This is a genomic window from Gemmatimonadaceae bacterium (genome assembly GCA_030647905.1).
In the GTDB taxonomy this organism is placed as follows: domain Bacteria; phylum Gemmatimonadota; class Gemmatimonadetes; order Gemmatimonadales; family Gemmatimonadaceae; genus UBA4720.
Genome location: JAUSJA010000008.1, coordinates 40,451 through 54,712 on the forward strand (window position 1 = coordinate 40,451; position 14,262 = coordinate 54,712).

Consider the following 14,262-nt stretch of genomic DNA (forward strand, 5'->3'; position numbering starts at 1 on the left):
GATGAGCAAGCCCGACGCCCTGCGTCAGGCTGCGTTTGCCGCCATGGAGAACGCCTACGCGCCTTACTCGCGGTTCCGTGTCGGAGCCGCGGTGAGGACCGCGACGGGGGAAATCGTGGCCGGCTGCAACGTCGAGAACGCCGCATATGGCGAAGCGCTCTGCGCTGAGCGGGCGGCTATCGCCGCGGCGGTCGCTCGGGGACTAAGGGATTTCGAGGAGATCGTGATCGCCAGCGAATCGGACGATCCGACGCCTCCGTGCGGATCGTGCCGTCAGACGATGAGCGAGTTCGCTCCCGACCTGAAGGTCACGAGCTATGCGAAGAACGGAAAGCAGGCGACGTGGCGTCTCACCGATCTTCTGCCCGCGGCGTTTACGCTGAACCATCTACGTGGAAGGCAGTAAGTGGAATTGATTTCAGCCCGGCTCAGGCTGGCCGGCCTAGTGATACTGACCACCATCGCCGCCGCCTGTACCGAGAAGCTCGACAACAGCGCCGGCTGCCCGATCCTCTGCCCGGACCAGGGCGGACAGATCGAGACGATCACCATCGATCCGGTGTCGCTCGATTCGACGGTGTCGGCGCTCACGGGCCAGGGAACGGAGTCTTCGCTGCTGCTCGCAACGCGCGGCGATACCCTCGACTCCCGCGCCATCATTCGCTTCGACAGCATCCCGGCGAGATTCAGTCGCCCGGGAAGCGATACGACAACGACGGCGATCACGACTGTGGACAGCGCGTTTCTTCGCCTTCGTGTGGATACGATCGGAGCGAAGATTCCGGGCCCGCTCACGCTCGATCTCTACGACGTGAACTCCGACGCGCCCGACAGCGCCGTCGTGCCGATCGCCGCGCTGTTCACGCCCGATCGCCTCATCACGTCCGCCACGTACGAGAAAACGGCGCTCAAGGACACGATCCTCGTGGCGATTCCGTCGGGGGTAATCCTCGCGCGCAAAGGCGGGCCGATGCGCATCGGGATCCGCGCCCGCAGCACGCAATCGGTCGAGGTGCGGCTCCTCTCGCAGGAAGGTGCGGGCAATCCGTCGCTCCTGTCGTTCCGCGTCTCGCCTGACACGACGATCGCCAAGGTCTCGCTCACTCCGTACTCGAAGACGCCCGCGAATCAGACAGTGCTGGCCGGCTCGCTCGCGGATTACACCCTGCTGGTGAAGGGCTCGCCCGCCGGGCCGCTGAGCTCGCTGAACATCGGCGGGCTTCCTGCGCGGCGCGTGTACATGCGGTTCAACATTCCAGCGTTCCTCGTGGACTCGGTTGATGTCGTGCGCGCGACTCTGCTCCTGACGCAGATTGCCAATCCGGGGCTCGATGCGACCGACACGGTGAGTATCATCCCTCACGTTTCGCTCGCAGCGACGGCTGTGACCGACGTCGCCAAGGCGGCCCAGATCACTGCGCTCGCCAACACCGACACGCTTCGCGTGCAGCCCGGCGGAAGCGGCGTGAGAAGCGTTGAAGTGGCGTCGGTCGTCGCTCTCTGGCGTCTTCAGAAGGTCGAAGACACGCCGCGCGCTCTCGTGCTGCTCAGCATTCGGGAAGGCGTATCCCCTCTCGAGGCCCGCTTCTATTCGATTGAAGCGAGTCCGGACCGCCGGCCGCGGCTGCGGATCAGTTATTCGGCCAGAAAATCAACGGGGCTCCCCTGATGCGGCATACTCCCGGACGGACAGCGGCGTTCTTTTTCCTCGTCGCGTCGATTCCCGCCGCGTCAGCCGGCGCGCAGGGCACGCTCAGCACACAGGGGTTCGGCTACCCCACGGGGCAGCTCAGCGCGCGAGCGCTCGCTACCGGCGGCGGAATCTCCGAATTCGATCCTGACAGCCCGCTCAATCCGGCGGCAATCGCGCTCACCTCGGATCCGCGGATGTTCCTCCAGTACGAGCCCGAGTTCCGCAAGCTGACCAACGGGAGCGCGTCGTCGAACAGCACGACGGCTCGTTTCCCCGTGGCATCGGCGTCGATGCCATTCGGGTCGAAGGGAAGCATCGGGCTTTCCGTGGCGACGTTGCTCGATCGCTCGTCGTCCACCACCAGCACTCGCGAACAGGAAGTCGGTGGCGTCGTCGCCACGATCACCGAGACGACACGGACACTCGGCGCGATCAACGACATCCGCCTGGCCGGCGGATGGGCACCGAGCCCGAAGGTCCAGTTCGGCGTCGGAGGGCACGTTTACACCGGCCAGAATCGCGTATTCTTCTCGCAGTCGTTCCCCGACACGCTCAAGTTCAGCGGCGTTTCGCAGGTCTCTACGCTCGGCTTCACTGGATTTGCGGCTTCCGCGGGCGTTCTGGTTCGTCCTTCCCGGAACATCGGGTTCGCACTGAGCGGCCGTAAAGGTGCAAGGATTGAAGCGCGTGCTGGTGATTCGACGGTGTCGAAGGCCAACATTCCGGACCGGTACGCAGCCGGCGTGTCGTATGAAGGAATCCCGGGCTCGAGCATTTCGGCGCATCTCGCGCGCGAGCAGTGGTCGAGCCTGAACGGCCTCGGATCCAGCGCGGCAAACGCGGTGGATACGTGGGAGGGCGGGTTCGGCGTCGAATCGCTCGGCCCTCGCGTCGCCGACAGGCAGACCGTGCTGAGACTGGGCGCGCGGTATCGCACGCTGCCGTTCACCGCCGCGGGTAACGAGGTGAAGGAGCTGTCGTTCGCCGGAGGAATCGGCGCGCAGTTCTTCCGCAACCGCGCGACGTTCGACATGACGGTCGAGCGCGCGGGGCGTTCCGTGAGCGCGGGCAGCCTCGACGCGCGCGAGCGTGCGTTCATCCTCAGCTTCGGGCTGCGCGTCCGCCCGTAATTATCATGGCCGAGCCGGTTATTGAATCGGGCCCGCTCGTTCTGGTGGCCGATGATGTCCCGACCAATGTCGAGCTGCTGATAGACCAGCTCCACACGCTCGGATACAGGACGATTGGCGCTCATGACGGCCCTTCAGCGGTCGCCGCGTGCTTCGAGCACAATCCCGATCTCTGCATTCTCGATGTGTCCATGCCCGCGGGCGACCTGGGCGTGGACACGCGCTCGACCGGCTTCGAGGTCTGCCGTCGCATCAAGCGCGACCCCCGCACGTCGCGCATCCCCGTGATATTCGTGACGGCGATGAACGACACGACCGATCGTGTGCGCGGCATCGAGGCCGGCGGAGACGATTTTCTCACCAAGCCGCACAATCGTCTCGTGCTCGGCGCCCGCGTTCGCAGCCTGCTCAAGCTGAAGGCGGCGACCGACGCGCTCGAGAACAGCTATCGCAAGCTCCGCGAGCTCGAGAAGGTTCGCGACGACCTGATGAAGATGATCGTGCACGATCTCAAGACCCCGCTGACATCCGTGCTTGCGACGCTCGAGCTGCTCGCCGACGGTGATTTCGGCGGCCTGACGGACGACCAGAAGCGCGCGGTGAGCGACGCTGAGGGGAAGGCGGAGGATCTTCTCGCCCTCATCGAGGACATCCTCGAAGTGTCGCGCATCGAGGAGTCGGCGGTGAAGCTGTCGCGTACGCCGATCGCGCCGGCGGCGCTATTGAGTGAACTGGTTTACGAGTGGCAGCACCGGTTCCAGCAGGAGAAAACGACTGCCTCGCTCAAGGTGGACGAGGACACTCCCGTCTTCCACGCCGACAAGGCGCTGCTCAAGCGCGTGTTCTCGAACCTGATTCAGAACGCGGTGACGCACTCGTCCAGTCCAATTGATCTCGTGATGAGCGCGCGCCAGGCGGGAGATTCGGTGTTGTTCACGGTCTCCGACAATGGGCCAGGAATTCCACCGGAGTATCATGAGGTGATCTTCCGCAAGTTCGGCCAGGTCGCCGGAACCAAAACGCCACGTGTTCGCAGCTCCGGCCTCGGACTCACCTTCTGCAAGCTCGTAGTGGATCTCCACGGCGGGATGATCTGGGTGCGGAGCCACGAGGGGGAGGGAAGCGCGTTCTTCGTGCAGATTCCCATCAAGCCAGTCGAAGATTCCGGCACCGAGGAGGGAACCGCGCCACGGACGCGCTCACGCGGAACGCTCCCGGGCGGCTGATGAAGGTTTTCGTACGCACGTACGGCTGCCGCGCGAACCAGTACGATACGGAAGCGGTGCGACAGATGCTCGCATCCGCCGGCGTCGAAGAGACCGTAGATCCTTCGGAAGCAGATTACGCTGTCCTCAACAGCTGCACCGTGACCGCATCGGCGGAAGCGGATCTACGTTCCGATGTCAGGGCGCTGGCGCGCGGCAATCCCGGCATCCGGACGGTGATCATGGGTTGCGCGTCGGGACTTCCCGGGCGGGACGAGGGCGTTGCGCCGCTGAGGACGCTTCCGCGTGTGAGCGAGATCGTCGCCGGCGCGGATGTTCCGGCCGTCGCCGCCGCGCTGGGGATACGGCGCTCCGAACCGGCCGGCGCCGCTTCACCGGGTGAAGTTGCAATGCAGACTGGGGCTCGTGCGCTGCTTCGCATCCAGGAAGGCTGCGACGAGCACTGCACGTTCTGCGCGACGACGCTGTCGCGTGGATCGAGCCGCTCGCGTGCGGTTGCCGATGTTCTTCACGAAGCGCGAGGGCTTGCGGTATCACACCCGGAAATTGTCCTGACCGGAATTCACATCGGGAGCTACGGACTCGACATCGGATCGTCACTGGGTGAGCTGGTCGAGACACTGATCGGCGGCATCCCGGATGTGCGCTTTCGTCTGTCTTCCGTCGAAGCGACCGAAGTGGATGACCGCCTCGCCGCGCTGCTTGGCTCCGGTGGGTCGCGATTGGCGCCCCATCTTCATGCACCGCTCCAGTCCGGATCCGATTCGGTACTTCGACGTATGGGCCGACACTGGTATACAGCCTCGGCGTACGAGGCGGCTGTCCTCCGCCTTACGGGGACCGGGCGGCCGTTCGGCCTTGCCGCCGATGTCATCAGCGGTTTTCCCGGTGAGAGCGAATCGGATCACATGGACACCGTTCGACTCGTCGAGCGGCTGCCCTTCACGTCGCTGCACGTATTCCCGTATTCGCCGCGTCCCGGGACCGCTGCTGTCGGGCTCGGCGATCATGTGCAAGCGTCGGTCGCCGGCCGTCGTGCGCGCGAGCTCCGCGAGCTCGCGAAGGAGAAGGCGGCAACTTACCGATCGAGGCGCGCGGGAGGGGATTGCGACGTCGTCGTCACTGGGCGCGGCAAAGGGCTCACCGAGGATTATCTTTCGGTCTCGGTTTCGGACGCATCCATGCCGAGATGCTCCCGCTTCACGGGAGTTCTTCGCGATGTTGATGGCCAGCTCATCGCGTTTCCTGCCGGCGATACCCAGGCATGACAGAAGTGAACCGCTCCACAGTCTACATCGAGACCTACGGTTGCCAGATGAACGTCAGCGATTCCGAGTTAATGCTCGGAAAGCTCGCTGCGTCCGGGTATGACGAGGTGGAGACACCCGAAGCGGCCGACGTGATTCTGGTCAACACCTGCGCGATCCGTGAGCACGCGGAACAGCGTGTCATGGGCCGCCTCGGCGAAATGAAAAGCAGAATGAAGCCCGATGCGATACTTGGCGTCACGGGTTGCATGGCGCAGCGCCTGGGTCCTCAGATTCTCGAGCGCGCGGGTCATGTGAGCCTCGTCATCGGGCCCGATGGATATCGCTCGCTGCCGTTTCTCCTGGAAAACGCGCGGCGCGGGATGAAGGCGACGGCGACCGACTTCGATCTCGAGGAGCATTACGAGGACTTCAAGCCGCGCCGGTTCGACAAGGTCAAGGCGTGGATCCCCGTTCAGCGCGGATGCGACTACCGGTGCACCTACTGCATCGTGCCGACGACGCGCGGTCCGGAGAGAAGCCGGCGCCTCGAGGAAGTCGTGCGTGAAGCTGGCGAAGTCGTCGCCGAAGGGATGTCGGAAGTGGTGCTGCTCGGCCAGACGGTAAACTCCTACACCGATGGCCGGCATGACTTCGCCGATCTTCTTCGTGAGGTGGGAAGCGTCTCCGGCATTCGTCGGCTGCGGTTCACCAGTCCGCATCCGAACGACTTCAGCGACCGTGTAATTGACGCGATCGCCGGGACCGCGGCGGTGTGCGAGCATGTTCATCTGCCGATGCAGTCCGGGTCCACGCGGGTTCTCAAGCGCATGCTCAGGCGTTACAGCCGCGAAGGGTACATGGAGTGCGTCGCGCGTCTCCGCCGCGCGGTGCCGGGACTCTCGCTGACGACGGACATCATCGTCGGATTTCCCGGCGAGAGCGATGCCGACTTCGAGGAGACGCTGAGCGCCGTTCGGGAGGTCGGATTCGAGGACGCCTACACGTTCAGGTTCTCCCCGCGCGAAGGTACTCCGGCGACGCGGATGCCGTCCAGCGAGACGATTGCCGATGACGTCGCCAGCGAGCGACTGACGCGGCTCATCGAGACGGTCCGCGCGGGAACGCGAGCGCGCAATCTGCGCATGCTCGGCGAGCGAAGAGAGGTGCTCGTCGAGAAGGAAGCGCGCCGCGGCGGCCTGCTCCAGGCGCGCACGCGCGACTTCAAGACCGTCATCATTCCGGGGGAGGCGTCGCTGATCGGCAGCTACGCGACGGTGGAGCTGACAGGCACGACGGGATCCACGTTCACCGGATCCATCGTGCGCGACAGGGCCCATCTGCCGGTAGCGGTCTGACGCAGCAGTAGCATGTCCCGCGCGGCGAAGTGATGCCGCGCGATTCGCTCACGCGACCATAGTGGGACGATTGCCGCACAGGATCGCCCGCTGCCTTTGATCGCGTTCGCATATTTCTGGTTCGCCGCGGGCCTTGTCGCGGGCTTCGGTGGATTCGCCTGGATCGCCTGCACGATGGGGCTGTTCGCTCTGCTCGTGGCCGCGGTGTGCCGCCGTACGAAAACTGCGGCACTTGCTCTGATGCTCATCGGCGGGGCGCTGTTGCCATTGACTTCGCAGGCGCCGACTCGGCGACATGCCCCGAGGCCAGCCGATGCCGCGCGTCCGCCCGCTGTGACGCAGGGTCAGGACGCCAATCAGCTTCTCGAAGGCATGCGCGACCGGGCCTCGCGCGCAATTGATCGATACTTCGGGCGGGACGCTCCGATGGCGCGTGCGCTGTTGATCGCGGATCAGCACCGCATTCCTCCCGAAATGCGTGACCGCTACGCGCGCGCCGGCATGGTGCACATGCTGTCGATTTCCGGATTGCACGTCGCGATAGTTGCCGGCGCAGTGATCCTGCTGCTGCAGGCCGCGCGAATACCTCGCGGCACGGCCACGCTTCTCGGTGTCGGGATCACGGCGTTCTACGTTGCTGTAATCGGAGCTCCGGCCCCGGCCGTGCGCTCGGCGATGATGCTCGCCATCATCGCGGCCTCGCGGGCCACGCAGCGGCCGACTTCTCCGTGGGCGGGGCTCGCGGTGGGCGCGTTCGCGCCGCTGATAGTGCCGCGCACGGTGCTCGATCTCGGATATCAGCTCAGCGTCGTCGGGATCGCGGGGCTGATCGCGAGCGGAATGCTCGCTCGCAGGGTGCTGGTGAATCGCCTCGACGGATGGCGGCTCAGGATTGGGAAGGCGCTGTTGACATCGGTTGTCGCGACGGTGGTGACCGCGCCCCTCATTGCGTGGTATTTCGGCCGCATCAGTCTGATTGGGCCATTCGCGAACCTCGCCGCTGGTCCGGTCATCTCGATACTTCAGCCGACGCTTTTCCTGGCGCTGGCGTTCGCGCCCGCGCCGGTCTTCGCTCAGTTCTTCGCCGATGCCGCGCATCCCATGCTGATCCTGTTCGACGACATCGCGAGGGTCTCGGCCGCGCTGCCGGCCGCATCGGTCACGGTAATTCCCTCGCTGCTCGCTGTCGTCGCCGGCGGGGCGGCCGTGACTGCGTTCGTGGCCGCGTGCATGAGCCGCTATCCAGGGCGGCCGATAGTGGCGGGTGCGGCGTGCCTTTGCTTCATCGCGTGGGCGCCCGCATTACCGCTGCCCTATGGCGGCGGCATGGAGATGCACGTGCTCGACGTGGGGCAGGGAGACGCCATCCTGGTCCGGTCGGACCGCGGCCGGTGGATCGTGTTCGACGCCGGGCGGATATGGAGCTCGGGCGACGCCGGTCGCGCGACAATCGTTCCGTATATCATGAGCCGCGGCGGAGCGGTTTCCGCGTTCGTGTTATCGCACGCGCACGCCGACCATGTCGGCGGCGCGGTGTCGGTGATCAGGTCACTGCGTCCGCGCGTCTTCTGGGATTCCGCGTTTCCACAGGGAAGCGGCGTCTACGAGGAGACTCTGAAGGCGGCGCGAAGTAACGGTGTGGAATGGCGGCGCGTGCATGCGGGCGACTCGCTGCGCGTGGATGGAGTGCTCATTCAGTTTCTCGCGCCGGATTCAGCGTGGACGTCGTCGCTCGCCGATCCAAACGAGGCGAGCACGATCGCCCTCGTGCAATACGGCTCGACGCGATTCCTGCTCACCGGCGACGCTGAGCGTGCGGAGGAAAGCTGGCTCCTCGATCACGCGCGAAGCGATCTTGCCGCCGACGTCCTCAAGGTCGGACACCATGGGAGCTCGACGAGCAGTGGGGACGATTTTCTTGCGGCCGTGCATCCGTCGCTGGCGATCATCTCCGTCGGAGCCGATAATCTGTATGGGCATCCGAGCGCCGACGTTCTCGCCGCGCTCGGGCGCGTCGGGGCGCGGACCGTGCGAACCGACAGATCGGGAACCGTCGTTGTCCGGAGCGACGGCACGCGCATAACGTTCGAAGCGGGCGGAGAGCATTGGGATATCTCGCGAGAGTAGGGAAGGAACTTGTTGGCAACCCGGTGGACCTGCCGGAGGCGTTGACTGAGTCGTGGCCGGAGCTCGTCACGCTGCGTTTCAGACGGGGCGGCCTGCCGCTGCGGATAGGCGGTTGGCTGCTCGGTCAGGCGACCGTTGCGGCGATCACTCTGGGACGAACGATCTTTCTTGCGCCTGCCACCCGGTTCGACCCTGAGCTGCTCTTGCACGAGCTTCGTCACGTCCAGCAGTTTTCCGAGCGCAGATCGTTTCCCCTCCGTTACATTTGGGAGAGTCTGCGGAGAGGCTATCACGCCAATCGCTACGAGGCCGACGCGCGCAGCTACGCCGCTCGCCGCCTCGCGCGCGCTACCGGATCCGGGTCCGAAGAGGATGCATAACGTGGTGCAGCATACGGCTACTTCGGTCGTGACGATCGAGCGGTACATCATCGAGCAGGAAAAGCTTCACCCGGACGCGACCGGCGAGCTGTCGGGCCTTCTCTACGATCTGGCACTCGCGGCGAAGATGATCGCCAACAAGGTGCGCAGCGCCGGGCTCGCCGACATCCTCGGATCCGCTGACCACACGAACGTCCAGGGCGAGACGCAGCAGAAGCTCGACGTCATCTCCAACGAGATCATCATCAAGGCGGTGGATCACGGCGGCCGTCTGTGCGCTCTGGCGTCGGAGGAAGAGCCGGACATCATCCAGATTCCGGACAACTTCAAGTGCGGCAAGTACTGCCTGCTGTTCGATCCGCTCGACGGCTCGTCCAACATTGACGTGAACGTGCCCGTGGGGACGATTTTCTCCGTGGTGAAGAAGATCAGCCGCGGCGCACGCGGCGAGATGGAGGACATGCTGCAGCCGGGACGGCGCCAGGTCGTTGCCGGCTACGTCATCTACGGATCGAGCACGATGCTCGTGTACACGACGGGACGGGGCGCGCACGGATTCACGCTGGATCCATCCATTGGCGAGTTCCTCCTTTCGCACCCGAACATCCGCATTCCCAACAGCGGCAGGTATCTCTCGGTCAACGACTCGTATGAGCAGCTGTGGTCGGACAAGGTGCGCGCAGTGATGCGGCGCTTTCGCGGTATCGACGGCGAGCGGACGCCGATGAGTGTCCGGTATGTCGGATCTCTCGTCGCGGACTTCCACCGCAACCTTCTCGGAGGCGGCTTGTTCGCGTATCCGTCGAACACCAGGAACCCCAAGGGAAAGCTGCGGCTGCTGTACGAAGCAAATCCGCTCGCATTCATCGTCGAGCAGGCTGGCGGCGCGGCGACCAACGGCGACACCCGGATTCTCGACCTTGAGCCGACTGATCTGCATCAGCGTACTCCGCTGTACATCGGCAGCAAGGGCGACGTGGACATCGCGACCTCGATGCTCGCCGGGTCCGTTCCGGATGAGACGCCGCTAGCGGCCCGATGAGCTCCGCCGGCGGCGAGTCCGCCGAAAAGCTGTCGCCGTCCGGAATCCCGGTCGCCGCCGTCCTCAGGCCCGCGGACGCGCCGCTCGATTACGCGGCCGACCTGAACGACCCGGGCCGCTGGCCGTTCACTCGCGGTGTTCAGCCGACGATGTATCGCGGCCGGCTCTGGACGATGCGCCAGTATGCCGGATTCGGAACGGCCCGGGACACCAACGAGCGGTTCCGCCATCTGCTCGAGGCCGGCCAGACCGGGCTCTCCGTCGCATTCGACCTGCCGACGCAGATGGGCCTCGACTCGGACTCGCCCCGCTCGCTGGGAGAAGTGGGCCGGGCCGGCGTGGCCATAGATACCGTCGAAGACATGCACGCCCTGCTGGCCGATCTGCCCCTCGATACTGTCTCCACTTCGATGACGATCAACGCCACCGCGGCAACGCTTCTGGCGATGTACATCGTCGTCGCCGAAGAACGCGGCATTCCGCGGCACTCGATCAGCGGAACCATTCAGAACGACATCCTCAAGGAATACATCGCGCGCGGAACGTACATATATCCGCCCGAGCCAAGCCTTCGTCTCATCTCCGAAGTTTTCCGCTTCTGCGCGATTGAGGTGCCGAGCTGGAATCCCATCTCGATCTCCGGCTATCACATACGCGAGGCGGGCGCGACAGCGGTGCAGGAGCTCGCCTTCACGCTCGCCAGCACGATCGAGTACGTGCGCCGTGCGATCGCCGCGGGGCTTCCCGTCGATTCGTTCGCGCCCCGGCTCTCGTTCTTCTTCGCGGCTCACAATGATCTCTTCGAGGAAGTCGCGAAGTTTCGCGCCGCGCGCCGCATGTACGCGCGCATCATGCGCGAGCGATTCGGAGCCGCCGACGCCAGCTGCCGGATGCGGTTTCACACACAGACCGGCGGCGTCACGCTGACCGCTCAGCAGCCGCTCAACAACGTCGTGCGCGTGACGGTGCAGGCGCTGGCAGCGACTCTCGGCGGCACTCAGTCGCTCCACACGAACGGTTACGACGAAGCGCTCGCGCTTCCGACGGCCGGGGCGGCGACCCTCGCCCTGCGCACGCAGCAGATAGTGGCATACGAATCCGGTGTCGCGACAACCGTCGATCCGCTTGCTGGCAGTTACTACGTCGAGCATCTCACCAGCGAGCTGGAGAAACGGGCAACCGAGCTGATCGCCAGGTCGGACGAGCTGGGCGGGTCCGAAGCAGCGATTGCCGCCGGATTTTTCCAGGAAGAGATCGCGCGCAGCGCGTACGAGCATCAGCTGCGCGTCGAAAGCGGAGCGACGACTGTCGTCGGCGTCAATCGCTTCACCGACGATGAGCCGCCGCCGCCGATTCCGGCTCCAGATTTCTCGCGCCTCGAGACGGATCAGTGTTCAGCTCTCGCGTCCGTCCGGCAACGGCGCGATGACGGTGCGGTGCGGGCAAGTCTCGCCGCCCTCGGAGAAGCTGCGTCCGCCCTGATGGAGAGCGCCGGCTCGGCTCCGATGATGCTCTGCATCATTGACGCGGTGCGTGCGAGAGCGACAGTGGGCGAGATTTCTTCGGTGCTCGTCGAGCGCTGGGGTCAGTACAGGCCACCGGCGTGACCGGTCGTCTGCCATGTCTCTGCACTCGTCACGGAGACACAAAGAACACGGAGGGAAACGGTTGTTGGGGGAACTGCGGGACCACGCATAGTGCGGTGCTGAGGGCCTCCATTGAGCATGAGCCTGAGCCATAAGGAGACCGAGAGCCTCACGAAACGTATTATCGGCGCTGCGATAGAAGTGCATCGGCATCCTGGACCGGGATTGCTGGAATCGACATACGAAGATTGAGGCGTTTTTCACCGTGTCTTCGTGTCTCCGTGGCAAGCAGGGCGGCTCGCCTCCATCCTGCCAACTCGAAACTGACCCACTACTGTAGATAGGGTCGTCGCTTGAGGGAGCCACCGCGCCCTCGTAACTTTGAAGGTTCGCGTCCCAAGTGCGTCCCTTCCCGTAATTCAGCATGCCGCTGTACGAGTTTCGCTGCCCGATTGGGCATGATTTCGAAAAATTCTATCGCTCCATAGGCTCCGCCAGCTCGGAGGAAAAGTGTCCCGAGTGCGGCGCCACAGCCGTGCGCCGAATCTCCGCGACCGGTCTCGTGTTCAAGGGATCCGGCTTCTACATCACGGATTACGGAAAGGACGGAAAGAAGGCGGAACGGGCTGCTGCAGCCAGCAGCGCCGCGAAAACCACATCGGCGGAAACCAAGCCCTCGACGGCCGAGGCGACGCCGGCAAAGCCGGCAGAGAGCAGCTCGGGCTCGGACGCGCCGAAAGCAGTCTCGGAGCCCAAGCCGGCCGCGACGCCAGCAAAGCTGGCTGCGACGCCCAGGAAATCCGAATGAGCTCTGCCGACCGCATTCGCGTGGAGCTCGTTGCCGCCGCCCGTGAGCTGGGCGCGGATGAATCCGTGGACCCTGTCATCGAGAGGCCGCGCGATCCCTCGCTCGGCGACTGGACGACGAACCTCGCGATGACGCTCGCGCGCCCTCTTCGCAAGCGCCCAGCCGAGATCGCCGGACTGCTGCGCGACCGCATGCATCTGGCCGATGCCGCCGTGGAGAAGGTGGACATCGCCGGACCGGGGTTCATGAATTTCTGGCTCGATCCGGCGAGCATCGCCGAGTCGGTCCGCGACGTCATTGCGGCGAACGATAAGTTCGGCCGCACCGACGTCGGGCACGGCGAGCGCGCAAATGTCGAGTTCGTGTCCGCGAATCCCACTGGCCCGCTTCACGTCGGCCACGGCAGGCAGGCGGCGCTCGGCGATGCGATCTCCACGCTCCTCGAGTGGACCGGATGGAATGTCTCGCGCGAGTTCTACTACAACGACGCCGGCGCGCAGATCGAGAATCTCGCGGCGAGCGTGCGTGCGTGGATCGAGTCTGCGCAGGGCGGTGAGATGATCATTCCCGAAGGCGGTTATCACGGGGAGTACATCCGCGAGATCGCCGAGCGGTACGCGCGCGAGCGCGGATCAGTGGATGGGAGCGACGAGGGCGACGTGAAGGACTACGCGATCGCGGCGCTCCGTGCCGAGCAGGATCTCGATCTCCAGGCCTTCGGTGTGAAGTTCGACAGGTACTTCCTCGAGTCGTCGCTTTACTCCGACGGCAAAGTGGATGAGACCGTCCAGGCTCTCAATGCCGCGGGCATGACGTACGAGTCGGATGGAGCACTCTGGCTTCGTACCAGTCAGTTCGGCGACGACAAGGACCGCGTGATGCGGAAGAGCGACGGCACCTACACGTACTTTCTCCCCGACGTCGCGTATCACGTCACCAAGTGGCAGCGCGGATTCCATCGCGCCATAGATGTGCAGGGCGCCGACCATCACAGCACTACGACGCGCGTCCGTGCCGGCCTCCAGGCGCTCAACATGGGCATCGCGCCCGACTATCCGGAGTACGTCCTTCATCAGATGGTGACGGTGATGAAGAGCGGCGAGGAGGTGAAGATCTCCAAGCGCGCAGGAAGCTACGTGACGGTGCGCGATCTGATCAACGAGGTTGGCCGCGACGCGGTTCGCTTCTTCTTCCTCATGCGGAAGAGCGATTCGCAGCTCGTTTTCGACATTGACGTGGCGCTCAAGCAGTCGGAGGAGAATCCCGTCTATTACGTGCAGATGGCGCATGCGCGGATGTGCGGCATCTTCCGCGTCGGCGAGATCGACCGTGAGACTTTCTCCGCTGACGGCATTGACCTTGGTGTGCTGCGCGAGCCCGAAGAGCAGGAGCTGATAAAGGCGCTCGCCGATTTTCCGCAGGTCGTCGCCGCTGCCGCCGCATCACTGGAGCCGCACAGGATCGCCACATATCTGACCGAGACCGCGCGCCTCGCGCATCTCTGGTATCACAGGCATCACGTGCTGGGAGAGCCCGAGCTCATCATGCAGGCCCGCCTCGCCCTCGCTCGCGCCGCCCAGATCGTCATCCGCAATGCACTCGGCATCCTCGGGATCAACGCCCCCGAGCGCATGTAGCCGGCCGCTTGACCGCAACCCACCTTCA

General features: G+C 64.8%; 12 protein-coding genes. All 12 read left to right on the forward strand.

Features of this window, described 5'->3' with window-relative positions; translation table 11 throughout:
* Position 1 precedes the first annotated feature (1 nt).
* The 12 genes from Q7S20_01035 (at position 2) to argS (ending at position 14,234) form a co-directional block, all read left to right on the forward strand.
* A complete protein-coding gene (locus Q7S20_01035; protein ID MDO8500410.1) occupies positions 2-406 on the forward strand; it encodes a cytidine deaminase in 405 nt (134 codons plus the stop codon).
* Complete coding sequence (locus tag Q7S20_01040; protein MDO8500411.1) at positions 407-1,669, forward strand: hypothetical protein; 1,263 nt, start codon at positions 407-409, stop codon at positions 1,667-1,669.
* Entirely contained in the window at positions 1,669-2,823 is a 1,155-nt protein-coding gene (locus Q7S20_01045) for a hypothetical protein (protein MDO8500412.1), read from the forward strand. Before Q7S20_01040 ends, Q7S20_01045 begins: the two co-directional genes overlap by 1 nt.
* Positions 2,824-2,828: 5 nt before the next feature.
* Positions 2,829-4,049 (forward strand): ATP-binding protein, encoded by a 1,221-nt coding sequence (locus Q7S20_01050; protein MDO8500413.1) that lies wholly within the window; start codon positions 2,829-2,831, stop codon positions 4,047-4,049.
* Positions 4,049-5,317: a MiaB/RimO family radical SAM methylthiotransferase gene (locus tag Q7S20_01055; protein MDO8500414.1), complete on the forward strand. Its 1,269-nt coding sequence runs from the start codon at positions 4,049-4,051 to the stop codon at positions 5,315-5,317. Before Q7S20_01050 ends, Q7S20_01055 begins: the two co-directional genes overlap by 1 nt.
* A 5-nt stretch (positions 5,318-5,322) precedes the next feature.
* The gene (miaB, locus tag Q7S20_01060) at positions 5,323-6,654 is read left to right on the forward strand and encodes a tRNA (N6-isopentenyl adenosine(37)-C2)-methylthiotransferase MiaB (protein ID MDO8500415.1); all 1,332 of its coding nucleotides are present in this window, start codon (positions 5,323-5,325) and stop codon (positions 6,652-6,654) included.
* A gap of 96 nt (positions 6,655-6,750) precedes the next feature.
* On the forward strand, positions 6,751-8,781 hold the full coding sequence (locus Q7S20_01065) for a DNA internalization-related competence protein ComEC/Rec2 (GenBank protein MDO8500416.1): 2,031 nt from the start codon (positions 6,751-6,753) through the stop codon (positions 8,779-8,781).
* On the forward strand, positions 8,760-9,161 hold the full coding sequence (locus Q7S20_01070) for a DUF4157 domain-containing protein (protein MDO8500417.1): 402 nt from the start codon (positions 8,760-8,762) through the stop codon (positions 9,159-9,161). The genes Q7S20_01065 and Q7S20_01070 overlap by 22 nt, the downstream gene beginning before the upstream one ends.
* Before the next feature lie 4 nt (positions 9,162-9,165).
* Positions 9,166-10,203, forward strand: a complete 1,038-nt coding sequence (gene fbp, locus Q7S20_01075) for a class 1 fructose-bisphosphatase (protein ID MDO8500418.1) — start codon at positions 9,166-9,168, stop codon at positions 10,201-10,203.
* Complete coding sequence (locus Q7S20_01080; protein ID MDO8500419.1) at positions 10,200-11,810, forward strand: methylmalonyl-CoA mutase family protein; 1,611 nt, start codon at positions 10,200-10,202, stop codon at positions 11,808-11,810. Before fbp ends, Q7S20_01080 begins: the two co-directional genes overlap by 4 nt.
* Before the next feature lie 403 nt (positions 11,811-12,213).
* On the forward strand, positions 12,214-12,597 hold the full coding sequence (locus tag Q7S20_01085; GenBank protein ID MDO8500420.1) for a zinc ribbon domain-containing protein: 384 nt from the start codon (positions 12,214-12,216) through the stop codon (positions 12,595-12,597).
* On the forward strand, positions 12,594-14,234 hold the full coding sequence (gene argS, locus Q7S20_01090; protein MDO8500421.1) for an arginine--tRNA ligase: 1,641 nt from the start codon (positions 12,594-12,596) through the stop codon (positions 14,232-14,234). Before Q7S20_01085 ends, argS begins: the two co-directional genes overlap by 4 nt.
* The last annotated feature ends 28 nt before the right edge of the window (positions 14,235-14,262 follow it).